The organism is Pseudonocardia sp. P-1 (genome assembly GCF_058111925.1).
Map to the genome: position 1 here is coordinate 687973 of NZ_CM176614.1, position 22916 is coordinate 710888.

A 22916-nucleotide genomic window follows, 5' to 3' on the forward strand; every position below is an offset into this window, starting at 1 on the left:
CCCACCACGTTTCCGATCCGGATGCCGCGGAGCGGAAGAGGATGCGCCTCCGGTTCGTTGACACCGACGTCACCGTGTCGATCGTGAGGTCCTGTCATGCCGCTACCGCTGCCGTTGTCGATCCTGGACCTGGCCACCGTCGCCCGGGGTGAGTCCGTCGCCCAGGGCCTGGAGGCCAGCACCCTGCTGGCGCAACGCGCCGAGGAGTGGGGGTTCCGCCGGATCTGGTACGCCGAGCACCACAACATGGGCTCGATCGCCTCGGCGGCGACGAGCGTGCTCATCGCCCACGTCGCCGCGCACACCGAGCGCATCACGCTCGGCTCCGGCGGCGTGATGCTGCCGAACCACTCGCCGCTGCAGATCGCCGAGCAGTTCGGCACCCTCGCCGAGCTCCACCCGGGCCGCATCGAGCTGGGGCTCGGCCGCGCCCCCGGCACCGACCAGGCGACCGTCGCGGCGCTGCGGCGGGACCCGCGCGCGTCGGAGACCTTCCCGCAGGACGTACAGGAGCTGCAGGCGTTCCTCGGTACCACCAGCCTGGTCCCGGGTGTGGAGGCCCACCCGGGCCGCGGCACCGGCGTCCCGCTGACGATCCTCGGGTCCTCGCTCTACGGCGCCCAGGTCGCGGCCGCGCTGGGGCTGCCCTACGGGTTCGCCTCGCACTTCGCGCCGGACGCCCTGGAGCAGGCCGTGGCGCTCTACCGCCGGGAGTTCCGGCCGTCGGAGCAGCTCTCAGCCCCGCACGTCCTGGCCGGGGTGAACGTCATCGCCGCCGACTCCGACGACGAGGCACAGCAGATCCAGCGTGAGGTGCAGCGGTCCCGGGTCCGGCTGTTCACCGGCCGTCGCGGGGCCTCGCTCACCGACGCCGAGGCCGACGCCGTCCTGGACAGCGCCTCGGGCGGGCAGATCCGGTCGATGACCCGCTACACCGCGGTCGGGACTCCGGAGACCGTCACCGCGTACCTGGAGGAGTTCGCCGCCCGCGCCGACGCCGACGAGCTGATCGTCACCGGCCCGGCGCCGCGCCGGGAGAGCTGGTGGCGCAGCTGGGAGCTGCTGGCGACGAAGGTCCAGAACGCGAGCTGACGACGCCGGCGGCGGCGCGGGTGCACGCACCGCCGGCGGGCCTCCATTCCGACGACGCGTCGCGATCGGTCACCGGCCGGCGGACCGGGTCACTCCCCGCCCTCGGTGGTGCGCAACCTCAGGTCGCCCGCCATGTCGATCCGCGCGAGCTCGGCACGGGAGGTGACGCCGAGCCAGGGGTGGACGCTGCCCGGGTGGTGTCCGACCGTGCGGTGGTTCATCAGCACCCGGGCCGCGATCTCCCGGTCGGTGAGCCCCTCGGCGGCCGGCTGGGCGACCCGGAGCTCCTGGGCGGCGAGTCCGGCCCCCGGCCCGTCCGACCCGGACGGGGGTTCCGGCGGCCCGGAGAACGACGCCACCCACCGCAGCATCGCGTTCACGACCGACACCCTGATGCACCTCGCTGCGATGATCCGGGGCGCGCTCGGGCTCCCGGCCCGGGGCGACCGGCGCACGGGCGGGGACGGCGGCACCCGGCCCGGGCACACCGACCCCGCCCACCGCTGACGCGGGCGACGGCCGACCCACGAGGAGACCCGATGAGCAGCACGACGACGAGCTGGCCGAGCCTGCGCGTGGCGGACTGGACCGCCACCCGCGAGACCCTGCACATGTGGACCCAGATCGTGGGCAAGATCCGCATGGCCCACGCCCCGCTGCTCAACCACTGGTGGCAGGTGACGCTGTACGTGGGCCCGCGCGGGCTGACGACGTCGGCGGTCCCGTTCGGCACCGGGGCCTTCGAGATCGAGCTGGACCTGCTGGGCCACCGGCTCGAGGTCCGCAGCAGCGACGGCGGCGCGCTCGGCTTCGGGCTGGCGCCGATGCCGGTCGCCGAGTTCTACGGCACGGTCCTGGACGTGCTCGGCAGGCTCGGCGTCTCCGCGCCGATCCGGCCGCACCCCAACGAGGTCGACCCGGCGATCCCGTTCGCCGAGGACCACACCCACGCCTCCTACGACGCCGAGGCGGCCACCCTGTTCTGGCGGCAGCTGCTGCAGGCGAACCGGGTGATCGGTGAGTTCCGGTCGCACTTCGTCGGCAAGGTCAGCCCGGTGCACTTCTTCTGGGGCGGCATGGACCTGGCCTGCACCCGCTTCTCCGGCCGGACGGCGCCACCGCACCCGGGCGGAGTGCCCAACTGCGGCGACTGGGTCATGGTCGAGGGCTACTCGCGGGAGCTGTCCAGCTGCGGCTTCTGGCCCGGTGGCGGCGAGGAGGGCGCCTTCTACTCCTACGCCTACCCCGCGCCCGACGGCTTCGCCGAGGCCCCGGTCGGCCCCGACGGTGCCTTCTACAGCGCGGACTTCCAGCAGTTCCTGCTGCCCTACGAGATCGCCCGCGCCGCACCGGACCCGGACCGCGCGGTCGCCGAGTTTCTCCGCACGACCTACGCGGCCGCCGCGGAACTCGGGCGCTGGGACCGCTCCGCGCTGGAGGACGACCCGCTCCGCTGGGCGTGACCGGCGGCGTGCCGGTCCTCCCGCGGCCCGCCCCGCGCCGGCGCGGCCGCGCCGGTGGGCGCATCGTCCGCGCTCAGACCTGCTCGAACAGGGCGCCGTGCCGCGCGCGGAGCCGGTACTTCAGGACCTTCCCGCCCACGGTCTCGGGCAGGCCGTCCACGAACACGACCGCCTTCGGCGTCTCGTACCCGCCCAGCGTCGCCCGGCAGTGCGCGATGATCGACTCCGCGTCGGCCTCCGCGCCCTCCCGCAGCACGACGACCGCCGTGACGGCCTCGCCCCAGTGGGGGTGCGGCAGCCCGATCACCGCCGCCTTCTCCACGGCCGGGTGCCCGTGCAGGACGGACTCCACCCGCAGGCTGGAGACGTTCTCCCCACCGGACTTCACGATGTCCTTGAAGCGGTCCACCATGATCCGCAGACCGTCCTCGTCGACGGACGTGCTGTCCCCGGAGTGGAACCAGCCGCCGCGGAACGCCTCCCGCGTGGCCTCCTCGTTCAGGTAGTAGCCCGCCGTGACGATCGGGCTGCGGTACACCGCCTCGCCCGGGACATGCGGGGTGTCCCGGACCGACACCCCGGTCTCGTCGACGACGTCGGAGGCGAGGAGCGGGCTCGGGACGCCGACGTAGTTCACCGACGGAGCCGTCCGCGCGTAGACCTCGCTCCACGTGGCGGGCCAGAACCGGTGGCAGGCGATCGCCTCGGTCTGCCCGAAGATGCCCAGCACCACGAGGCCGGGGGCCCGGTCCTGCAGCCGCGCGTACACGGCCGGTTCGAGGGCACCCCAGCCGTACACCAGCACGGTCAGGCTGGACAGGTCCGCGCCGGTCCGCTCCGCCACGGCGTCGATCGCGGCCACGAACTGCGGAGAGCCCGCCCACAACGCGGTCGGGCGCTCCTCGGCGATCGTCGCCACGAGCTGGTCGGGCAGCGGGCGCCGGCCCAGCACCAGGGAGCCACCGGCCAGGAACGCCGAGAAGGTGAAGATCTGGTCGCCGACGTGGTAGATCACCGGCAGCGCGGTGGCGACCCTGAGGTCGGTCTCCACCCGCAGGCCGCGGGTGAGCGAGACCGTGAAGTTCAGCGCGGCGAGGTGGGTCGACCCGTGCGAGATCATCACGCCCTTGGGCATCGCCGTGGTGCCCGAGGTGTAGAGGATCTCCCAGATGTCGTCCGCGTGGATCTCGACGTCGGGCTCGGTCGTCGGCAGACCCTCGAGGAGGTCCCCGAAGCTCTGGCTCCCCGCGACGGGCCCGCCGCCGATCGTGATCGTGGCGCCGACGCGCAGCCCGGTGGCGGTGAACGCCTGCTCGGCCCGCGGCCACAGCTCCGCGTCGACGATGGCCAGGCCGGGCTCGGCCTGCCCGATCAGGTGCTCGAGCACGTCCGGGGCGAGGGCCGGGTTCACCGGTACAGCCACCATGCCCGCCTTCGCGACACCGACCTTGGCCAGGTAGGCCTCGACGGAGTTCTCGCAGAACAGCAGCACCCGCGCGCCCGGCTCCAGCCCCCGGGCCGCGAGGGCGTGGGCGACCCGGCTGGTGATCCCGTCGGCCTCGCGGTAGGTGACGGAGGCGAACCGCTCCTCGCCGAAGGCACCGGGCCGGCCGGTGATCGCGGTCTTCCCGGGGTAGCTCCAGGTCAGGCGCTCGAACACGTCCCCGACCGAGGTCCGCTCCCACCGGTTCACCGCACGTCGTCCGCGCAGGCGCGTGACATCGATCGTCCCGAGCTGTCCCTGCAGGTCCACACCAGCCTCCTTGCCGAGCTCACCTGAGGCGGACAGCATCGCGGCATCACCTGCCGACCACAAGCCCTTAGTCACTCGCCGTTCACAACATGCCAGGCGCCGGCGCGACCGCGCGGCCGGGCCGCCCGCGCGGGTCCGGACGCGCCCGGGCCGGGCTCGACCGGTGGTGGCGACAGGACTTGCCACGGATATGGTTAGTGAACGACGATGCACTCGTGCGGGCGACGACGCCCGGCCGGCCGGATGCGCAGAGGAGTCGATGTGGACGTTCGGGAGAGCTCCGGGCACAGGGACCTCCGGGAACACGGCCCGGGCCCGGCCCGCTCGGACCAGGGGGGACACCCGTGACGACCGTCCTGCGCTCCGCGCTCGACACCTCGGACGAGGTCTACCTCGCCAACCGCGCGCACACGGAGACGGTCCTGGCCGAGCTCGACGAGCAGGTCCGGATCGCCATCGCGGGGGGCGGCGAGCGCTACCAGCAGCGCCACCGCGACCGCGGGCGGCTGCTCGTCCGGGAGCGCATCGAGCTGCTCCTCGACCGCGACGCCGCGTTCCTCGAGCTGTCCTCGCTCGCGGCCTGGGGCACCCCGTTCACCGTGGGCGCCTCCATCGTGACCGGGATCGGCGTCGTCTCCGGCGTCGAATGCATGATCATCGCCCACGACCCCACCGTCCGCGGTGGCGCGATGAACCCGTACTCGCTGCGGAAGACGCTGCGCGCCCTGGAGATCGCGCGCATCAACCGGCTCCCCACGATCAACCTCGTCGAGTCCGGCGGGGCGGACCTGCCCACCCAGTCCGAGCTGTTCGTGCCCGCGGGCAAGATCTTCCACGACCTGACCGAGCTGTCGTCGATGGCGATCCCGACCATCGCGCTCGTCTTCGGCAACTCCACCGCGGGCGGCGCCTACGTGCCCGGCATGTGCGACCACGCCGTGATGGTCGACCAGCAGGCCAAGGTGTTCCTCGGCGGCCCGCCGCTGGTGAAGATGGCCACCGGAGAGGAGTCCGACGACGAGGAGCTCGGCGGCGCCGCGATGCACGCCAGGGTCTCCGGCCTGTGCGACCACTTCGCCGTCGACGAGCGCGACGCCATCCGGATCGGGCGCCGGATCGTCTCCGAGCTCAACTGGCGCAAGCTCGGTCCCGGCCCCACGCTGCCCGCCGACGAGCCGGTCCACGACCCCGACGAGCTGCTGGGTATCGCGCCGTCGGACATCAAGGTGCCCTTCGACCCGCGCGAGGTCATCGCCCGCGTCGTCGACGGCTCCCGGTTCGGCGAGTACAAGCCGTTGTGGGGCACCAGCCTCGTCACCGGCTGGGCGTCGATCCACGGCTACCCGGTGGGCATCCTCGCCAACGCCCGCGGCGTGCTGTTCAGCGAGGAGGCCAAGAAGGCCTCGGAGTTCATCCAGCTGGCCAACCAGACGGACACGCCGCTGATCTTCCTGCAGAACACCACCGGCTACATGGTGGGGAAGAGCTACGAGCAGGGCGGGATCATCAAGGACGGCTCCAAGATGATCAATTCGGTGGCGAACAGCAAGGTCCCGCACATCACGCTGAACCTGGCCGCCTCCTTCGGCGCCGGGAACTACGGCATGTCCGGACGCGCCTACGACCCGCGACTGATGTTCGCCTGGCCGGGCTCCCGGCTCGCCGTCATGGGCGCCGCCCAGCTCGCCGGCGTGATGTCGATCGTCGCCCGGCAGTCCGCCGCGTCGTCGGGCCGGGAGTTCGACGCCGAGGCCGACGAACGCACCCGGGCCGCCGTCGAGGCCCAGATCGAGAAGGAGTCGCACTCCTTCTTCGTCACCGCCCGCCTCTACGACGACGGCCTGATCGACCCCCGCGACACCCGCACCGTGCTCGGCATCGCCCTGTCGACCGCGCACTCCAACATCGTCGCCGGCCAGCGTGGCTACGGCGTCTTCCGGATGTGAGTGAGGCATGACCATCCACAAGCTGCTGGTGGCCAACCGCGGCGAGATCGCCGAACGGATCATCCGCTCCGCGCGGGCCCTGGACATCGTCACGGTCGCCGTCCACTCCGACCCGGACGCCGACGCGCTGTTCGTCGAGGCCGCCGACGAGGCGGTGCGGCTCCCCGGCGCCGCCCCGTCGGAGACCTACCTGCGGGCCGACCTGATCATCGAGGCCGCGCGGCTCACCGGCGCCGACGCCGTCCACCCCGGCTACGGCTTCCTGTCCGAGAACGCGGACTTCGCCCGCGGGTGCGCGGCGGCCGGCCTCACCTTCGTCGGGCCACCGGTCGAGGCCATCGAGGCGATGGGCTCGAAGATCGCGGCGAAGGCGCTGATGGAGAAGGCGGGCGTGCCCGTCCTGCCCGGCGCCACCGTCGAGTCCGACCCGACCCCGGACGAGGTCCGCGAGCTGGCCGGCGGGATCGGCTACCCGCTCCTGGTCAAGGCCGCCTTCGGCGGCGGCGGGCGCGGCATGCGGATCGTCCGCTCCGCCGACGAGGTCGTCGACGCCGTCCTCGGCGCGCGCCGTGAGGCGGCGTCGGCGTTCGGCGACGGCACCGTGTTCCTCGAACGCTTCGTGGAGGACCCGCGCCACGTCGAGGTGCAGATCTTCGGCGACACCCACGGCACCGTGGTGCACCTGTTCGAGCGCGAGTGCTCCATCCAGCGCCGCTACCAGAAGATCGTGGAGGAGGCCCCCTCCCCCGCGGTCGACGAGGCGCTGCGGACGCAGCTGGGGGACGCGGCCGTCGCCGCGGGTGCGGCGATCGGCTACACCGGCGCCGGGACCGTCGAGTTCGTCATGGCGCAGAACGGCGAGTTCTTCTTCCTCGAGGTGAACACCCGTCTGCAGGTGGAGCACCCGGTCACCGAGGAGATCACCGGCCTGGACCTGGTGGCCCTGCAGATCGCCGTCGCCGAGGGCGAGCCGCTGCCGGCCGAGGCCGTCGACGCCGTCATCACCGGCCATGCGATCGAGGCCCGCCTCTACGCCGAGGACCCGACGCGGGACTACCTGCCCGGGTCGGGCACCCTGCACCGCTTCACCGTGCCCGGCCTGCCCGGCGTGCGTGTGGACACCGGGGTGCGCGACGGCTCGGTGATCGGGACGAACTACGACCCGATGCTGGCCAAGGTGATCGCGCACGGGCGCACCCGCACCGAGGCCGCCCGCAGGCTCGCCAGGGCCCTGGCCGAGGCCGAGATCCACGGCCTGGTCACCAACCGGGACCTGCTCGTCGCGATCCTGCGCGAACCGGAGTTCCTGGCCGGGCGGACCGACACCGGCTACCTCTCACGGCACGAGCCCGCCACCCTCGTCGGCGCCCCGGACGAGCACACGCTCGCCGTGCACGCCCTCGCGGCCGCGCTGGCCGAGCAGGCGGGCCGCCGCGCCGCGGCCCGGGTCCAGCGCCCTGTCCCCACCGGGTGGCGCAACGTCCGCAGCGCCCCGCAGCACGCCGAGTACCGGCTGGGCGACACCGACCTCGACGTGACCTACCGGCTCGTCCGCGACTCGCTCACGGCGAGCGTCAACGGGGCGGCGCTGGCCGACGTCGCCGTCCTCCACGCGTCCTCCGACCTCGTCGCCCTGCGGGTCGGCGGTGTCCGGCGCAGCGTGCGGGTGCACCGCGTCGGGGACGACGTCCACGTGGACAGCGTGCTGGGCGGGACCACGCTCACGGAGCGACCGCGGCTGCCCGAACCCGGCACCGACGCCGCCCCCGGCTCGCTCCTCGCCCCCATGCCCGGCACCGTCCTGCGGGTCGCGGCCGAGCTCGGGCAGCGGGTCGAGGAGGGTGCCGTCGTCGTGGTTTTCGAGGCCATGAAGATGGAGCACTCGGTGCGCGCGCCCGTCGCGGGCACCGTCGTCGAGCTGGGTGTGCAGGTCGGCGACACCGTGGACTCCGGTGAGGTCCTGGCCGTCATCGAGGGAGAGGACGCCTGACATGGGCGACGTGACCTACGAGGTGGTCCAGGGCGTCGCCTGGCTGACCATCGACCGTCCGGACGCGCGCAACGCGCTGAGCAGGTCCGTCCGCGAGGGCCTGTTCGAGGGCGTGCACCGGTTCAACGCCGACGACACGGCCAGGGTCCTGGTGCTCACCGGCGCCGGCGAGAAGGCGTTCTGCGCGGGCGGTGACCTCAAGGAGATGAACGACGTCGCCCTGCAGGTCCCGCCGCCGGACTTCCTGCCGCAGCTGGGCCGCAACATCGACGTGCCCAAGCCGACCATCGCCGCCGTCAACGGCATCGCCTACGGCGGTGGGTTCCTGCTCGCCCAGCAGTGCGACCTGGTGGTGGCCGCCGAGCACGCCCGCTTCGCGGTGTCCGAGGTGCGGATCGGGCGCGGGTCCCCCTGGGCGGCGCCGCTGTCGTGGCTGGTCCCGCCACGCGTCGCGATGAAGATCCTGCTCACCGGCGACCCGATCGGTGCGGCCGAGGCCCAGGGCCACGGCCTGGTCAACGACGTGGTGCCGGCCGCCGAGCTGCGTGGGCACACCCAGCGGCTCGCCGAGCGGATCGCCGCCAACGCACCGCTCTCGGTACTGGCCGCGAAGCGGACGGCGTACCTGTCGGCGAGCCACACCCGCGCCGAGGCCTACGACGTCGCCGAGGAGATCTGGGAGCCCGTCTACCGGTCGCAGGACGCCCAGGAGGGCCCGTTGTCCTTCCGCGAGAAGCGCGCCCCCGTCTGGCAGGGGATCTGACGTGCCCGCGGTGTCCATGGACGCGGTCCTCGACGACCTGGAGGCCGAGAGCGCTGTCGTCCGCGAGATGGTCGCCGGTCTCGACGACGCCGGCGTCGGCGCCGCGACCCCGGCGCCGGGCTGGAGCATCCGCGACCAGCTCACCCATCTCGCCTACTTCGACGAGGCCGCCACGCTCGCCGTCGTCGACCCGGAGTCCTTCCGCAGACGGGCCGCCGGGCATCTGGAGCTGGGCCCCGGCTTCCCCGACCGGATCGCCGAGGACCACGCGACGCTCGGTGCCGACGCGGTCCGGGACTGGTTCGCCGGGGCCCGCACCGCCCTGGTCCGGACCTTCCGCGGCGTCGAGCCGAAGGCCCGGCTGCCGTGGTACGGGCCCGAGATGAGTGCCGTGTCCTCGGTCACCGCCCGGCTGATGGAGACCTGGGCGCACGGCCAGGACGTCGCGGACGCCCTCGGGGTGTTCCGGGAGCCGACGGACCGGCTGCGTCACGTCGCCCACCTGGGGGTGCAGACCTTCGGCTTCACCTTCCGCAACAACGGCCGCGAGGTCCCGACCGCACCGGTGCGGGTCGAGCTGGTCGCCCCGTCCGGGGCGACGTGGACGTGGGGACCCGACGACGCCACCGACCGGGTCACCGGGTCGGCGCTGGGCTTCTGCCTCGTCGCGACGCAGCGCAGGCACGTCGACGACACCGACGTGGCCGTGACCGGCCCGGTGGCCGCGGAGTGGGTCGCGATCGCCCAGACCTTCGCCAACACGCCCGGCCCCGGCCGCGCACCGGGTGCGGTCGCCGCCGCCTTCCCCACGCCGACCCGGACCCTCACGGGAGGACCCGCATGACCCGCGCACCGGTGCGCATCGGCAACTGCTCCGGCTTCTACGGGGACCGCATCGCGGCCGCCCGCGAGATGGTCGAGGGCGGGCCGATCGACGTCCTGACCGGCGACTACCTCGCCGAGCTGACGATGCTGATCCTGTACAAGGCCCGGCAGAAGGACCCGGGCGGCGGCTACGCGAAGACCTTCCTCACCCAGGTCGAGCACGTGCTGGGCACCTGCCTGGACCGCGGCATCAGGATCGTGTCGAACGCCGGCGGGCTCAACCCCGCCGGGCTGGCGTCCGACCTCGCCGCCCTGGCGCAGCGACTCGGCCTCACCCCGAGGATCGCCTACGTCCATGGCGACGACCTGGTCGACCGGCTCGACGACATCCAGGCCGCCGGGCACACCCTGGCCCACCTCGACACCGGCGTCACGCTCGCCGACGCGGGGGTGACCCCGGTGTCCGCCAACGCCTACCTGGGGGCATGGGGCATCACCGAGGCCCTGCGCGCCGACGCCGACGTCGTCGTCACCGGGCGGGTCACCGACGCCTCCGTCGTCGTCGGCCCGGCCGCCTGGTGGCACGGCTGGGAGCGGACGGACTTCGACGCGATCGCGGGCGCCATGGCCGCCGGACACGTCATCGAGTGCGGCCCGCAGGCCACCGGCGGGAACTACTCCTTCTTCGAGGAGATCACCGACCGCCGTTACCCCGGCTTCCCGATCGCCGAGGTCGGCGCCGACGGGTCCAGCGTGATCACCAAGCACGCGGACACCGGCGGGCTCGTCTCGCCGGGCACCGTCACCGCCCAGCTGCTCTACGAGATCGGCGAACCCGCCTACCTCGGCCCGGACGCCGTGGCGCACTTCGACTCGCTGCAGCTCACGCAGGACGGCGAGCACCGCGTCCTGATCTCCGGCACCCGAGGCAGCGCGCCCACCGACCGGCTCAAGGTGGCGCTGAACTACGAGGGCGGCTACCGCAACACCATGACCCTCGTGCTCACCGGTACCCGGATCGAGGAGAAGGCCGCCTGGGCCGAGCAGCAGCTCGTCGAACTGCTGGGCGGGCGGGAGCGCTTCGCCGAGTTCGACGCGCAGCTGCTGCGCTTCGACCACCCCGACGCCCCCACCAACGCCGAGGCCACCGCCCACCTGCGGGTCACCGTGAAGGATCCCGACCGATGCACGGTCGGACGGGCCTTCTCCAACACCACGATGGAGCTCGCCCTCGGCGGCTATCCGGGCTTCCACACCACGACGCCGCCCTCGTCCGAGAGCGCCTTCGGGGTCTACTGGCCGTCCCTCGTGCCCGCCTCCGAGGTGGAGCACCGGGTCACGCTGCCCGACGGCACCACGACACCGGTGCCGCACAGCCCGGTCACCGCCGGGATCCCCGCCCCGGCCGAGCCGGTCGTGCCGGCACCCGTGGCGGGGCCCACCCGGCGGCTGCCGCTGGGCGAGATCGCGGCGGCCCGCTCCGGCGACAAGGGCGGCAACGCGAACATCGGGCTCTGGACCCGCACCGACGACGAGTACGCCTGGCTGCGCGGCCACCTCACCGTCGAGCGCGTCCGCGAGCTGCTGCCGGAGGCCGCCGGGCTCGAGATCCGCCGCTTCGACCTGCCGAACCTGCGCGCGCTGAACATCGTCGTGGTCGGGATCCTGGGGGCGGGCGTCGCCTCCGCCACCCGGCCGGACCCGCAGGCGAAGGGGCTGGGCGAGTACCTGCGCAGCCGCCTCGTCGACATCCCTGTCGCCCTGCTGTCCGGCTGACCGGGGCGGCGACCCCGCGCCGGGTCAGGGGAACATCGCGCGCAGCTCGGGCCGGTTCAGCTTGCCGCTGCCCGTGCGGGGCAGCGCGTCGACGATCTCGATCCGCTTGGGCCCGTGCATCCCCCGCAGGTCCGGGACGGCGGCGCACCAGGCGGCGATCTGCTCCACGGTGACACCCGGCTTGTTGGGGACGACCACCGCGGTCACCTGCTCCACCCACCGCTCGTCGGCTGTCCCGATCACCGCCACCTCGGCGAGGTCGGGATGGTTCGCGAGGTGCTCCTCCACCATCTGCGGGAAGACGTTCTCCCCGCCCGAGACGATCATGTCGTCGATCCGGTCGACGTAGTAGAGGTAGCCGTCCGCGTCCTGCGACATCAGGTCACCGGTGCGGAACCAGCCGTCCGCCGACCACTTCTCCGGGACGTCGATGTTCCAGTACCCCGGGGTGACCGCGTCCCCCCGGACCCAGAGCTCGCCGACGCCCTCGTCCCCCGGACGCAGGTCCGGGCCGCCGTCGACGGGTACGAGCCGCGTGCGCACGATCTGCTCCAGCGGGGTGCCCATCGAGTCCGGACGCCGCACGTCGTCCGGGCCGTAGGTGACCACCAGGCCGTTCTGCTCGGTCTGGCCGTAGATCTCCACGCCCGCGATCCCGGTCCCCGCCTCGAGCCGCTCGATCGCGGCCGTGGGGGTGCGGGAACCGCCGAACATGCAGATCCGGAAGGAGTCGAGCACCACCGGCGACCCCACCGTCCGGTTGCCGACGTCGATCATCATCGTGGAGATCAGGCCACCGAAGGTCGGCCGCAGCTCCTGGGCCAGCTCCAGCCACCGCACGACGTCCCAGCGCGGCATGAACGTGATCTGCCCGCCGAGCAGCAGCAACGGCAGGCTCGCCAGCTGCAGGCCGCCGACGTGGAACAGCGGCATGCAGTTCAGCACGTGGTCGGCGGCGGTGAGCCGGTAGCGGCCGATGGCGCCCTCCGCCTCGGCGACGAGGTTTGCGGTGGGTCTGCCGCACACCCTTCGGCACCCCGGTCGAGCCCGAGGTGTACATGATGCAGGCGTCCTCGCCGTCGAGCCGGGGCAGCACGTCGGCCGCGGGCTCGTGGGCCGCCGGGGCCGCGGCGAACCCGTCGACCGTCAGCAGCTCCGGGCACTCGTCGCCCGGCAGCGCGGCGGCGCGCTCCCGGTCCGCGGCGGGCAGCACGAGCACCCGCAGCCCCGAGTCGCGCACGACGTGGCGGAGCGCCGCGTCGGGGAACATCCGGTTGAGCGGCACGCCGACCGCGCCGGCCTGCCACGTACCGAGCAGCCCGACCAGGTACTCGGGGCAGTTCGGCAGGAGGAACCCGACCCGCTCCCCCGGCTCGACCCCGGTGTGCCTCAGGTACGCGGCGAAGCGGGCGCCGCGTTCGGCGTACCCGGCGTAGTCGACCTCGTCGTCGTCCAGCCGGAGCGCGACGTCCGCCGGGTGGTCGGCCGCACTGCGGCGCAGGAGCGTGGCGATGTTCATCGGCGGGTCCTCCTCGGCCACGACCGCGCTCCGCGCACCCACGCCGTCGTGAGGTGATCAGCTGTTCACTAGCGGAACCTACCGGGAACGACGCGGCACGTCACGCGCCCCGACGGGTCCCCGGCGGTCCGTCACGGCGCGCCCACGCCCCCGGGCGCGTCTGCGCGTGAGGTCGCCGGACCGCCACGGGTGTGGGGGACGCCGCTCCCCGGAACCCGGAGCCGCCCGCGGACGACTGTCGGGGTGTGTGTCCCCCACCGGTCTCCCCGGCCCGCTCGTCGGTCGTCGCGCTCGTCGCCGCGGCCCTGCTGTTCGTCGCCGGGTGCACCGGCACGCCACCCGGCCCCGGTCCGGCGGAACCCGACGCCGGGTTCCCGCTGACGCTGGAGCACGCCTTCGGGGCGACGACGATCCCGGCCCGTCCGCAGCGCGTCGTCGCGCTGGGGGCGGCCGACGTCGCTCTCGCGCGCGAGCTCGGGGCGGACGTCGTCGGCGGCCTGCGCAACGCCGGGGAGTCGCAGCCGCAGGCGCCCTACCTCGCGCCGTTCCCGGACGGGGTGCTGACGATCGACGAGCTGGAGCCGCTGCCGCTGGAGCGGATCGCGGCGTACCGCCCGGACGTCGTCCTGGCCGTGTCGTCCTACCTCGTGACCGACCGCGACGCCTACGAGCGCCTGAGCGCGATCGCCCCGACCGTCGTCCACCGCGACACGCTGTTCGGCACCACGATGCAGGACGACGCCCGGCGGATCGGGGCGGCCCTCGGCGTCCCGGACCGGGCCGAGGAGCTCATCGCCCGGGCCGACCGCGCCGTCGCCGCACTGCGGGCGGAGCTGCCCCGTCTCGCCGGCCGGTCGGTGCTGGTCGGGCAGGCGAGGGGGGACGTCATCCCGGTCATCGTCGACCCGGCGAACCAGTCGACGGCGCTGACCCGCGCACTCGGGCTGGGTCTGCCGCCGACCTTCGCCACCGACCCGCCCGCCGGTGACGGGGTCGCCCCCGGCACGGTCGCGCTGTCCTACGAGGAGGCGGGGCGCCTGGCCGAGGCCGATCTGGTCGTCATGAGCTTCCCGACCGCGGCCGACCGGCGGCGCTTCGAGGGCGACCCGGTGGTCGCGCGGGCGCTGTCGCGCACGACGTACGTCCCGATCGGCCTCGACGAGGCGATCGCGCTGCAGGCACCGAACGTGGTGTCCACCGGCTGGCTGCTCGACCGGCTCCGCCCCGCGCTGGAACGGGTGGCGGCCGCGCCCGCTACCGGCCGCTGAGGAACGCGACCGTCTCCCGGTTCACCTCGTCCGGCCGTTCGAGGTAGCCGTAGTGCCCGGCGTCGGCGATCTCGACGTAGCGGGCGCCGGGCACGGCGTCGGCGACCTCGCGGCTCAGGTGCGGCGGGATGGCCGCGTCGTCGGCGAAGGCGAGCACCAGCAGCGGGACGGCGAGCGCGCGGTAGGCCTCGGTCCGGTCGCGCAGCGCCATCGACACCTGCAGCTGGGCCCGGTGCCCCTTCGACACACCGGCCCCGGCGAACGCCAGGATGTCCAGCCAGTCCTGGGCCTCACGGTCGGTGCGCACGGTCGCCGGCGACAGGTACTGCAGCGCGGACACCGCGGCGTGGTAGTCCTCGGGCAGCTCGACCCCGGCGTCGGCCAGCGCGATCTCGCCGGCGGTGACCGCCCGCTGCACGGGGCCGAGCCGGGCGTGCGCGGCCATCGCGACGACCCGGGAGACCAGGTCCGGCCGGGCCGAGGCTAACTTCAGCACGCCGATCCTCGTCCCGCCTAGAGAGTGACATCACCCAAAAACCCCACACCGCCCGAATCCCCAGGTCGGCGACCTTCTCCGGGCACGCTGTCACACTTTCGGGTGAAACTACTCAGCGTCAGCGAGACGTCGTGCGGCACGTCGGACCCCGGCCCCGTCGCCGCCGTTCGGTTGGGATCCGAGCCCGCAGACCCACGCTCCGCACACGACGGCGGCCGGCACCGGGACACCGGCGCCGGCCGCTGTGGACGGACGGGGACCACTCCTCGGACTACCGGGACACGGCCTCCGACAGGCGGGGGGCGATCCGATCGACGATCCACGGGATCGACAGCGGGGAGGGGTTCCGCAGCCCGATGAACTCGTCGTAGTCGTAGTTCACGACGGCCCCGCGCCGGACCACCGGCAGCCGCTCGAACAGCGGGTTCTGCTCGAGCGTCCTGCGTGCCTCCGCGTCGCCGCCGTCGAACAGGACGAGGGCGTCCGCGTCGAGCGAGGCGATCTGCTCGGAGGAGATCTGCACGCCGAACGACTCCCCCTTCGGCAGCGCGAGGATCTGCGGCGACAGCGACAGTCCCAGCGCCGTGGGCACCGAGTTCATCGCGTCGTCCGGGTCGCGCAGCGCGGTCACCGCGCCGGGCTGCACGAAGCCGAAGGTGTAGGTGGCGCCCTGCAGGGCCGGGTGCGCCGCCCGCGTCTCGTCGAGCTTCGTCTGCACCCGGCCGATGACCTGCTCGGCGTCGGCCGGCCGGCCGAGCGCCGTCGCGAGCTGCGTCGTCATCTCCTGCCAGGTGTCCTGGGCCGGACCCTTCTGGTAGCCGATCGTCGGCGCGATGGCACTGAGCTGCGGATAGGACTTCTCCAGGGCGAAGTAGCCCGGAGCGAAGATCAGGTCCGGCTTCAGGGCCGCGACCTGCTCGATGTCCACCTCGGTGGCCTCGCCGCTCACGGGGAGCACCTGGACGTCCGAGGCCCCCTGGGCCTGCGACGTCCACGGGGCGAGACCGGACTCGCTACCACTGGAGGATGCTCCGACGACGGGTGCGTCGAGGGCCAGCGCGACGTCGACCCCGGTGGGCCCGAGGGCCACGATCCGCGCCACGCCCGGCGGCACCGTCGTGGTGCCGAGTGCGTGGGTGACCGTGACCGAGCCCTGGGCGGTGTCGGGGGCGCCGGAGGGCTCGCTGCCGCAGGCGACGGTCCCGGAGAGCAGTGCGCCGCACACGGCGGCACCGAGGAAGACCCGGCGACTTAAGTTAGGCATACCTCTTAAGCTACGCAGGAAGGATTCCCCGGGAAAGATCCTGGCGGCACCCGTGCTGTGCTGCACCCGTCACAACGGTCCGATGAGGACGCGGCCGAAGGACGGTGGCCCCATGAATGCGGGAGCCCGGGGCCCGGCCGTCGGCACGCACGCAACCCTCGATCGCCGACGTCCCCTACCGGACGCAGGCGCACGCCGACGTCGTGCCGCGGCCTCCCCGGTGAGACCACGGCACGGACGCGACAGGCCCCACGTCCGCAGGAGGCGCCCGTCCGACACCGTCGGAGGCGAACGAGCCGATCGCGCGCCACGCCACCGGGCCGTCGGACGACTACGGGACCACCGATGTCTGACCAGCCGTGGCGCGACCGCGCCCGTGCGGCTGCCGCTCGCGGAGCGAACACAGCAGCCCGTGGAAGGCGTTCCAGACGGCTGCCCCGTCCCCCGCACGCCCGGACTCCGCCAGCCACAGAGCGGACTCGTTCATCGCGCCGGACAGCAGCCGGGTCAGCGGCTCGACGGGCTGGGACACGATCACCCCGTCGTCGACGAGCTGCTGCAGCGACTCCGCCAGATGACGCGCGGAGGTCTGCTCGTCCAGCCGGCGCCACTCCGACCAGCCGAGGACGGCGGGCCCGTCGATGAGCATGATCCGCGACAGCTCCGGGACGTTGGACACCGAGAGGAACGCCCGGCAGCCGGCGACGAACGAGGTCCAGGGGTCCGCGTCGGAGGAGACCGACGTGGACACCCGGTCGGCCACCTCCGCCTGGACCTGGGCCAGGACCTCGCGGAACAGGCCGATCTTGCCGTCGAAGCTGTGGTAGAGGGCGCCCTTGGTGACGCCCGCGGCGGCCACGATCTCGGCCAGTCCGACCGCACCGTAGCCACGCTGCGCGAACAACGTCCGCGCCTCGCGGATCAGGGCCTTCCGCGTCTGCTCCCGTTGCCGGATCCGCACTCCGCTCATGGACCCTCCCGAACTCATGTACCGTCGGTATGTGAGTGTGCTACGGCCTTCTCGAACGTACCGATGGTACGTCGATCTCCCCGAGGAGTCCTGTCATGACCACCGTCGCGCCTCGTGAGCAGCGCGCCGGTACCCGCGAACGGCTCGACGGCCGTCGTGCAGTCCGACCGGGCGACCGTCGCCGGCTGCTGCGGGACCATCCGGAGCTGCAGATCGCCGCACACGACGGCCCGTCCGACACCACCGATCCCGAGGTCGACCCGGCGGCCCGGCCCCGGAATGTCAGACCTCCCGCGGTTCCCGTTCGCCCGCAGCCGCTACTGGGTCGGCGACGGGGACACCGCACGACAGGAGCAGAGCCGACCGAAAGGACGAGCGACCCCGGAGAGTGAGTACGTCCATGACGGAGTACGGCCTGAAGCGACACTTCGACGGCGGGGCGGCCCGCCTAACCTCAACGACATCGCCCGCGACCACCCGGACGCCGTGCTGGACGTGCTGGAGCGCTGGGCGGTGGAGAGTCCGACCCCCGAGACCGCGTGGATCAGCAGGCACGCACTGCGCGTGCTGGTGAAGAACGGGGACCAGCGGGCGCTCGCCCTGTCCGGCGTCACCGGTGGGGAGCACGTCCGGGCCGACCGGCTGGTGCTCAGCCCGGTCACCATCCGGCTCGGCGAGTCGGTCACCCTGCGCGCCGAGATCCGCAACACCGACCGGCGGGCGCACACCGTCGCCGTCGACCACGTGGTGCACCACGTGCGGGGCAACGGGCGGACCCTGCCCAAGGTGTTCAAGCTCGCCGCGGTCGAGCTCGGGCCCGGCGAGAGCCGCGTGCTGGAGAAGCGTCACCCCGTCCGCGAGGTCACAACCCGCCGCTACCACCCCGGCACCCACGTCGTCGATCTCCAGGTCAACGGGCGGGTCGTCGCCGGCGACGGATTCGAGCTCGTCACATGACCGCATCCCGCACGGTCACCACCGAGGACCCGGTCGTCGCCGACCACAGCATCGGCGGGGTGGGGTGCAGCCGGCCGCGGCCCGGATCGACCTGACGCTGCAGGCCGCCGGCGCCGGGCGGTCGTCCCGGCGGTGGTGGCTCGAGCACGTGGTGCTGGCCGAGCCGGGCGCCGTCGTCGACCCGGCCGTGCTCGGCCGTCCGACAGAGGCTCGGGCTGCTCGACGACGGGGCGACCGGTCCGTGCCTGCCGTGGTGCATCGGGCGGGTCACGGTCCGGCGCCCGGTCCGGGCACGCTGCTCGCACTCGTCGAACGGACCCCGGGCGGCACGGACGCAACAGGGTGTCGGGCAGGGCGACGGTCGGTCGGCGCAGCCGATGCGCAGCACCGTCGTGCGTTCGGACGGGCCCGCGGTGGCGGGCGTGCACGCGCCGGCCGCAACGTCGACAACGGCATGAGCGGGCCTCACGATCCCGGCGGTGGACCGGCCAGCTCGGCGAGCAGCAGGTCGACCCGAGCGGCGATGTCGTCGCGGATCAGGCGCATTCGTTCGAGTCCTTCGATCCCTCGTGCCGAAGGCTCGTCGGTGTCCCAGTTGCGGACCTCGGTGTCCCCGCCGTCGACGTGTGCCTCCCGGCCGAGGGTGACCACGAGGTCGACGCGCTGGAGCAGCTCAGGATAGATCGGCGTGGGCGTCTCACCGGTGATGTCCGCACCGGACTCGTCCAGTACCTGCGCGGACAGGGCGTTGACGGCAGTGCCCGGGCTGGTGCCGGCGGAGTGGACCTCGACCCGGTCCTGGGCAGCGGCCCGCATGAGGCCGGCAGCCATCCGGGACTTGCCGCCGTTGCGGACGCAGACGAACAGGACCGAAGGGATAGCGGTCACGACGGTCCCGCCCCCGCTGTGCCACCGGTCAGCTCGCCCAGCAGCGCACGGACCCGGGCGTCGATGTCGTCGCGGATCGGCCGTACCTCGTCGACCGTCCTCCCGGCGGGATCGTCGAGCTGCCAGTCGAGGTAGCGCTTGCCCGGGAACACCGGGCACGCGTCGCCGCAGCCCATGGTGATCACGACGTCGGCGGCGCCGACGGCGTCGGTGGTCAGGCGCTTCGGGATCTCGGTGCCGAGGTCGATACCGATCTCGGTCATGACCTCGCGGACCGCGGGGTTGATGCTCTCGGCCGGAGCGGAGCCGGCGGAGCGGACACGGACGGTCCCGGCGGCGTGGTGGTCCAGCAGGGCGGCGGCCATCTGGGACCGGCCAGCGTTGTGGACGCAGACGAACAGGACTTCGGGGATGGCGTGGGCCATCAGGTGCTCTCCTGGGATCGGTGGTCCGGGGGTGGGGTCGATGTCAGACCGGGGCGGGCAGCAGCTCGTCGACGAGTTGGCGGACCCGCTGCTCGATGGCGTCCCGGATCGGACGGACGGCGTCGAGGTCGAGACCGTCCGGGTCGGCGATGTCCCAGTCCTCGTAGCGGCGGCCGGGGAAGATGGGGCAGGCGTCGCCACAGCCCATCGTGATCACCGCGTCGGCGGCCCGGACGATCTCGTCGGTCCACGGTTTCGGGAACTCGGAGCTGATGTCGATGCCGACCTCGGCCATGGCCGCCACGGCGGCCGGGTTGACCGTGTGCGCAGGGGACGAGCCGCCCGACCAGCCGATGGCCCGGTCCCCGGTCAGGTGTGTGAAGAAGCCGAGGGCCATCTGTGACCGGCCGGCGTTGTGGGTGCAGAGGAACAGCGCGACCGGTCGTCCGTCGTCGCCATCGCCCTCGACCCGTGCCAGGGCCCGCAGCCGCTGGCGTGCGAAGCGCTCGGCCAGCAGCGGCAGGAAGTTCAGCACGACCGCGCGGCCGGCGAACTCGCCGTAGGACGAGTGCAGGAACCGCTCGATGGTCTCCCTGCCGAACGTGTCGTCGAACTCCCGGGCCAGGTTCGTCGCCGCAGTGGTCAGGGCGAGCTGCTGGTCGATCGAGAGGGTGTCGCGGTGCCACGGACCGGTCATGGCGGGCCTTCTTCCTCGACGGGCGATCGTGGTGTGGACGTGGTGGGTCAGGTGCGGGACACCGCATCGGGCCGTGCCGGGAACAGGCGACGGCGGAGCCACAGGGAGACGTAGACCAGCCCGACCAGCACCGGCACCTCGATCAGCGGCCCGACGACGCCGGCGAGCGCCTGCCCGGAGGTCACGCCGAACGCCCCGATGGCGACGGCGATGGCGAGCTCGAAGTTGTTGCCGGCGGCGGTGAACGCGAGGGTGGTGGTGCGCTCGTAGCCCATGCCGACGGCCCGCCCGAGAGCGTAGGAGCCGGCCCACATCAGGGCGAAGTAGGCGAGCAGCGGCAGCGCGATGCGGGCCACGTCGAGGGGCTGTGAGGTGATGGCCTCGCCCTGCAGGGCGAACAGCAGCACGATCGTGAACAGCAGGCCGTACAGCGCGAACGGCCCGATCCGGGGAAGGAACTTCCCCTCGTACCAGTCACGCCCCTTGGCCCGCTCTCCCAGCTTGCGGGTGAGGTAACCGGCGAGCAGCGGGATGCCGAGGAAGATCAGCACGGACGTGACGATCTCCCCCGTGGAGACGTCGAGGTCGGTCACCGGCAGGCCGAGCCATCCGGGCAGGACCGAGAGGTAGAACCATCCCAGCACGCCGAACATGACGACCTGGAACACCGAGTTCAGCGCGACCAGCACGGCGGCGGCTTCGCGGTCACCGCAGGCGAGGTCGTTCCAGATGATCACCATGGCGATGCACCGGGCGAGCCCGACGATGATCAGACCCGTCCGGTACTCGGGCAGGTCGGGCAGCATCAGCCAGGCCAGCGCGAACATCAGCGCCGGGCCGAGGACCCAGTTCAGCAGCAGCGAGGTCAGCAGCAGCCTGCGGTCGCCGGTGACGGTGTCGAGGCGGTCGTAGCGGACCTTCGCCAGCACGGGGTACATCATGATCAGCAGGCCGAGCGCGATCGGCAACGAGACGCCGTCGACAGCCAGGGCGTCCAGCGCCGGGGCGAGCCCGGGGACCAGGCGGCCGAGCAACAGGCCGGCCGCCATCGCCGCGATGATCCAGACCGGCAGGAAGCGGTCCAGGGTCGACAGCCGGGCGACGACAGCGGCACCGTCGTCGGTGGTGTTCTGGGTGGTCACGTCAGTCCTCGTACGTCAGTTCGCAGGTGCGGTGGATACAGGGGCCGTGCGGGTGTCGGCGGCGGGACCGAGCAGGCCCGCGAGACGACCGAGAGCGGCCGGGACCGTGCGGTAGTAGATCCAGGTCCCCCGGCGCTCCCCGGTGATCAGACCCGCCTCGCGCAGCACCCTGAGGTGGTGCGAGATCGTCGGGCCGGACACCTCGAACACGCCGGACAGGTCGCACACACACGCCTCGCCCCCCCCGTGCGAGGCGATCAGCGACAGCAGCCGCAGGCGCACCGGTTCCCCGAGTGCCTTGAACACTCGTGCGAGTTCGGTCGACTCCGACTCGTCGAGGGGGCGTTCCACGAGCACCGAGCGACAGATCGGTTCCTGGTTCGACACTCGTCTATTTTGATCAGCATCGAATCCATGGGTCAAGTGAACAGATGGGGTCGGACCGGGTCGCCGCCGTCAGCCCCCTCGACGCGGCAGGGTCCCACCGGCCAGAGCGGCGGCGACCACCGCGGCTCCGGCGAGAACGACGAACACCTCGGGATAGCCGCCCAGCGGACCCGCGAGTGCGCTCCCCGCCCAGGGGGAGATCGCCACGGCGATCATGACGGGTGCGGACAGGATCCCGTTGAGGCGGCCGTAGGCGCGCGGGTGCCAGCGGTCCGACAGCGCGGTGGCCTGCAGGAGGGTGAAGATCCCGCGGGCGGCGCCGGCGAGCATCGCCGCTGCGATCAGTGCCCACACCGGCCCGGGCAGGACGGCGAGCAGGATCGTGGTCGTGCCGAGCGCGGCCATCACGGCGATGCTGCGGCCACGGACGGTGCTGCGCCGGACGAGGGGGCCGTAGCCGAGCCTGCCGAGGACCTGTCCGAGTCCGCCCAGACCCAGGGCCCAGGCGGCGAGATCGGTCGACATCCCGCGGTCGAGCAGGAGCGGTACCTGGTTGACCGTGACGGCGAAGCTGGTGAACCCGCCGAGAGTGACCACCACGACCAGCAGCCCGAACGCCCTGCTGCGCCGGATCCGTGCCGGATCGTCGTCGACGACCGCCGGAGCGGCGCCGTGGTGGACGGGATCGGCGACCGGCTCGGGCCACGAGCCGCGCAGCCCGAACAGGTGCGCCGGAATCGTGACGACCCCGAGGACGACGGCGAGGACCACGTAGGTCTCCCGCCATCCGAACCGCTCCAGCAACGCGGCGGTGAGCGGGGCGAACACGGTGCTGGCCAAGCCCGCGACCAGGGTCAACACGGTCAGCGCACGAACCCGGTCCGAACCCCACCACCGGGTCAGGGCCGCGAACGCCGGCGGGTAGAACGTCGCCGCCTGCGCGGTCCCGGCCAGCAGCCACGCCGCTACGAAGGCCGGGAACGATCCGGCCGCGGCGATCAGGAGAGTGGCCGGCACGCCGACGACCGCGCCCGCGGTCATCACCCAGCGGGGACCATGACGGTCCAGCACACGCCCGACCGGGATCCCGACCAGCGCGGAGACCACCAGCCCCGCGGAGAACGCCGCGGTGACCGACGGGACGGACCATCCGGTGTCGGCCGCGATCGACGGCGCCAGCACGGGGAAGGCGTAGTAGAGCACGCCCCAGCTGGTGATCTCGGTGACGCACAGGACCGCGAGGACCCGCCACCGGCCACGGGAGGTCAACCCTCCGCCGGGCCGCCCACCGCGAC

The 22916-nt window shown here is 73.0% G+C and carries 22 protein-coding genes and 1 pseudogene; 9 read left to right on the top strand and 14 right to left on the bottom strand.

Features of this window, described 5'->3' with window-relative positions:
* Positions 1-96: 96 nt before the first annotated feature.
* Positions 97-1092: an LLM class flavin-dependent oxidoreductase gene (locus AC0GKK_RS03280; protein ID WP_489883140.1), complete on the top strand. Its 996-nt coding sequence runs from the start codon at positions 97-99 to the stop codon at positions 1090-1092.
* Between the two features lie 89 nt (positions 1093-1181).
* On the opposite strand, the gene AC0GKK_RS03285 is transcribed toward AC0GKK_RS03280, so the two are convergent.
* Positions 1182-1481 carry a helix-turn-helix domain-containing protein gene (locus AC0GKK_RS03285; protein WP_489883141.1) on the bottom strand — a complete coding sequence of 100 codons (300 nt, stop codon included), beginning with the start codon at positions 1479-1481 and terminating at the stop codon, positions 1182-1184.
* Positions 1482-1631: 150 nt separating this feature from the next.
* Between AC0GKK_RS03285 and AC0GKK_RS03290 the strand changes: the two genes are divergently transcribed.
* Positions 1632-2555, top strand: a complete 924-nt coding sequence (locus AC0GKK_RS03290; RefSeq protein WP_489883142.1) for a DUF5996 family protein — start codon at positions 1632-1634, stop codon at positions 2553-2555.
* Between the two features lie 73 nt (positions 2556-2628).
* Here the strand turns inward: AC0GKK_RS03290 and AC0GKK_RS03295 are convergent, their stop codons facing one another.
* The gene (locus AC0GKK_RS03295; RefSeq protein ID WP_489883143.1) at positions 2629-4347 is read right to left on the bottom strand and encodes an AMP-binding protein; all 1719 of its coding nucleotides are present in this window, start codon (positions 4345-4347) and stop codon (positions 2629-2631) included.
* Positions 4348-4652: 305 nt separating this feature from the next.
* On the opposite strand from AC0GKK_RS03295, the gene AC0GKK_RS03300 reads away from it, so the two are divergent.
* From AC0GKK_RS03300 to AC0GKK_RS03320, 5 genes are read left to right on the top strand one after another with little or no spacing between them, the layout of a single operon-like run.
* Positions 4653-6254: an acyl-CoA carboxylase subunit beta gene (locus AC0GKK_RS03300; RefSeq protein WP_465880394.1), complete on the top strand. Its 1602-nt coding sequence runs from the start codon at positions 4653-4655 to the stop codon at positions 6252-6254.
* A 7-nt stretch (positions 6255-6261) separates the two neighbouring features.
* The gene (locus AC0GKK_RS03305) at positions 6262-8244 is read left to right on the top strand and encodes an acetyl/propionyl/methylcrotonyl-CoA carboxylase subunit alpha (RefSeq protein WP_489883144.1); all 1983 of its coding nucleotides are present in this window, start codon (positions 6262-6264) and stop codon (positions 8242-8244) included.
* Position 8245: 1 nt separating this feature from the next.
* Positions 8246-9007 (top strand): enoyl-CoA hydratase/isomerase family protein, encoded by a 762-nt coding sequence (locus tag AC0GKK_RS03310; protein ID WP_062394483.1) that lies wholly within the window; start codon positions 8246-8248, stop codon positions 9005-9007.
* 16 nt (positions 9008-9023) lie between these two features.
* Entirely contained in the window at positions 9024-9851 is an 828-nt protein-coding gene (locus AC0GKK_RS03315) for a TIGR03084 family metal-binding protein (protein WP_489883975.1), read from the top strand.
* Positions 9848-11608 (top strand): acyclic terpene utilization AtuA family protein, encoded by a 1761-nt coding sequence (locus tag AC0GKK_RS03320; protein WP_489883145.1) that lies wholly within the window; start codon positions 9848-9850, stop codon positions 11606-11608. The genes AC0GKK_RS03315 and AC0GKK_RS03320 overlap by 4 nt, the downstream gene beginning before the upstream one ends.
* A 24-nt stretch (positions 11609-11632) precedes the next feature.
* Here AC0GKK_RS03320 and AC0GKK_RS03325 read toward each other — a convergent pair whose 3' ends face one another.
* Together AC0GKK_RS03325 and AC0GKK_RS03330 are read right to left on the bottom strand one after the other, a co-directional pair.
* Complete coding sequence (locus tag AC0GKK_RS03325; protein ID WP_489883146.1) at positions 11633-12634, bottom strand: class I adenylate-forming enzyme family protein; 1002 nt, start codon at positions 12632-12634, stop codon at positions 11633-11635.
* A gap of 40 nt (positions 12635-12674) precedes the next feature.
* Positions 12675-13127, bottom strand: a pseudogene (locus tag AC0GKK_RS03330) (AMP-binding protein); the annotation flags it as partial.
* Between the two features lie 245 nt (positions 13128-13372).
* Between AC0GKK_RS03330 and AC0GKK_RS03335 the strand changes: the two are divergent.
* Positions 13373-14395: an ABC transporter substrate-binding protein gene (locus AC0GKK_RS03335; RefSeq protein ID WP_482637358.1), complete on the top strand. Its 1023-nt coding sequence runs from the start codon at positions 13373-13375 to the stop codon at positions 14393-14395.
* On the opposite strand, the gene AC0GKK_RS03340 is transcribed toward AC0GKK_RS03335, so the two are convergent.
* The 3 genes from AC0GKK_RS03340 to AC0GKK_RS03350 all read right to left on the bottom strand — a co-directional run bounded on the left by AC0GKK_RS03340 (position 14382) and on the right by AC0GKK_RS03350 (position 17125).
* On the bottom strand, positions 14382-14891 hold the full coding sequence (locus tag AC0GKK_RS03340; protein ID WP_489883147.1) for an alpha/beta fold hydrolase: 510 nt from the start codon (positions 14889-14891) through the stop codon (positions 14382-14384). The two genes, AC0GKK_RS03335 and AC0GKK_RS03340, sit on opposite strands and share 14 nt — an antisense overlap.
* 271 nt (positions 14892-15162) lie before the next feature.
* Positions 15163-16155: an iron-siderophore ABC transporter substrate-binding protein gene (locus AC0GKK_RS03345; RefSeq protein ID WP_482637357.1), complete on the bottom strand. Its 993-nt coding sequence runs from the start codon at positions 16153-16155 to the stop codon at positions 15163-15165.
* A 331-nt stretch (positions 16156-16486) separates the two neighbouring features.
* Positions 16487-17125 carry a TetR/AcrR family transcriptional regulator gene (locus tag AC0GKK_RS03350; RefSeq protein ID WP_482637356.1) on the bottom strand — a complete coding sequence of 213 codons (639 nt, stop codon included), beginning with the start codon at positions 17123-17125 and terminating at the stop codon, positions 16487-16489.
* Positions 17126-17611: 486 nt separating this feature from the next.
* Between AC0GKK_RS03350 and AC0GKK_RS03355 the strand changes: the two genes are divergently transcribed.
* Positions 17612-18082, top strand: coding sequence for a hypothetical protein (locus AC0GKK_RS03355; protein ID WP_482637355.1), 471 nt, complete (start codon positions 17612-17614; stop codon positions 18080-18082).
* Here AC0GKK_RS03355 and AC0GKK_RS03360 read toward each other — a convergent pair.
* The 7 genes from AC0GKK_RS03360 to AC0GKK_RS03390 all read right to left on the bottom strand — a co-directional run bounded on the left by AC0GKK_RS03360 (position 18075) and on the right by AC0GKK_RS03390 (position 22890).
* Positions 18075-18353 carry a hypothetical protein gene (locus AC0GKK_RS03360; RefSeq protein ID WP_482637354.1) on the bottom strand — a complete coding sequence of 93 codons (279 nt, stop codon included), beginning with the start codon at positions 18351-18353 and terminating at the stop codon, positions 18075-18077. The genes AC0GKK_RS03355 and AC0GKK_RS03360 overlap by 8 nt on opposite strands.
* Before the next feature lie 194 nt (positions 18354-18547).
* The gene (locus AC0GKK_RS03365) at positions 18548-18970 is read right to left on the bottom strand and encodes an arsenate-mycothiol transferase ArsC (RefSeq protein ID WP_482637353.1); all 423 of its coding nucleotides are present in this window, start codon (positions 18968-18970) and stop codon (positions 18548-18550) included.
* Positions 18967-19395 (bottom strand): arsenate reductase ArsC, encoded by a 429-nt coding sequence (locus tag AC0GKK_RS03370; protein ID WP_405417438.1) that lies wholly within the window; start codon positions 19393-19395, stop codon positions 18967-18969. Before AC0GKK_RS03370 ends, AC0GKK_RS03365 begins: the two co-directional genes overlap by 4 nt.
* Before the next feature lie 43 nt (positions 19396-19438).
* On the bottom strand, positions 19439-20092 hold the full coding sequence (locus tag AC0GKK_RS03375; protein WP_346104994.1) for an arsenate reductase ArsC: 654 nt from the start codon (positions 20090-20092) through the stop codon (positions 19439-19441).
* A gap of 47 nt (positions 20093-20139) precedes the next feature.
* A complete protein-coding gene (gene arsB, locus AC0GKK_RS03380) occupies positions 20140-21234 on the bottom strand; it encodes an ACR3 family arsenite efflux transporter (RefSeq protein WP_476654553.1) in 1095 nt (364 codons plus the stop codon).
* A 15-nt stretch (positions 21235-21249) separates the two neighbouring features.
* Complete coding sequence (locus AC0GKK_RS03385; RefSeq protein ID WP_489883148.1) at positions 21250-21621, bottom strand: ArsR/SmtB family transcription factor; 372 nt, start codon at positions 21619-21621, stop codon at positions 21250-21252.
* Positions 21622-21690: 69 nt separating this feature from the next.
* Positions 21691-22890: an MFS transporter gene (locus AC0GKK_RS03390; protein ID WP_489883976.1), complete on the bottom strand. Its 1200-nt coding sequence runs from the start codon at positions 22888-22890 to the stop codon at positions 21691-21693.
* Positions 22891-22916: the final 26 nt, after the last annotated feature.

What these genes read in the sequence shown, in the direction of transcription:
- AC0GKK_RS03280 (WP_489883140.1), top strand. Translation starts at nt 97, where the DNA reads ATGCCGCTACCGCTGCCGTTGTCGATCCTGGACCTGGCCACCGTCGCC.
- AC0GKK_RS03290 (WP_489883142.1), top strand. Translation starts at nt 1,632, where the DNA reads ATGAGCAGCACGACGACGAGCTGGCCGAGCCTGCGCGTGGCGGACTGG.
- AC0GKK_RS03295 (WP_489883143.1), bottom strand. Translation starts at nt 4,347, where the DNA reads ATGCTGTCCGCCTCAGGTGAGCTCGGCAAGGAGGCTGGTGTGGACCTG.
- AC0GKK_RS03305 (WP_489883144.1), top strand. Translation starts at nt 6,262, where the DNA reads ATGACCATCCACAAGCTGCTGGTGGCCAACCGCGGCGAGATCGCCGAA.
- AC0GKK_RS03310 (WP_062394483.1), top strand. Translation starts at nt 8,246, where the DNA reads ATGGGCGACGTGACCTACGAGGTGGTCCAGGGCGTCGCCTGGCTGACC.
- AC0GKK_RS03315 (WP_489883975.1), top strand. Translation starts at nt 9,024, where the DNA reads ATGGACGCGGTCCTCGACGACCTGGAGGCCGAGAGCGCTGTCGTCCGC.
- AC0GKK_RS03320 (WP_489883145.1), top strand. Translation starts at nt 9,848, where the DNA reads ATGACCCGCGCACCGGTGCGCATCGGCAACTGCTCCGGCTTCTACGGG.
- AC0GKK_RS03345 (WP_482637357.1), bottom strand. Translation starts at nt 16,155, where the DNA reads ATGCCTAACTTAAGTCGCCGGGTCTTCCTCGGTGCCGCCGTGTGCGGC.
- AC0GKK_RS03350 (WP_482637356.1), bottom strand. Translation starts at nt 17,125, where the DNA reads ATGAGCGGAGTGCGGATCCGGCAACGGGAGCAGACGCGGAAGGCCCTG.
- AC0GKK_RS03370 (WP_405417438.1), bottom strand. Translation starts at nt 19,395, where the DNA reads ATGGCCCACGCCATCCCCGAAGTCCTGTTCGTCTGCGTCCACAACGCT.
- AC0GKK_RS03375 (WP_346104994.1), bottom strand. Translation starts at nt 20,092, where the DNA reads ATGACCGGTCCGTGGCACCGCGACACCCTCTCGATCGACCAGCAGCTC.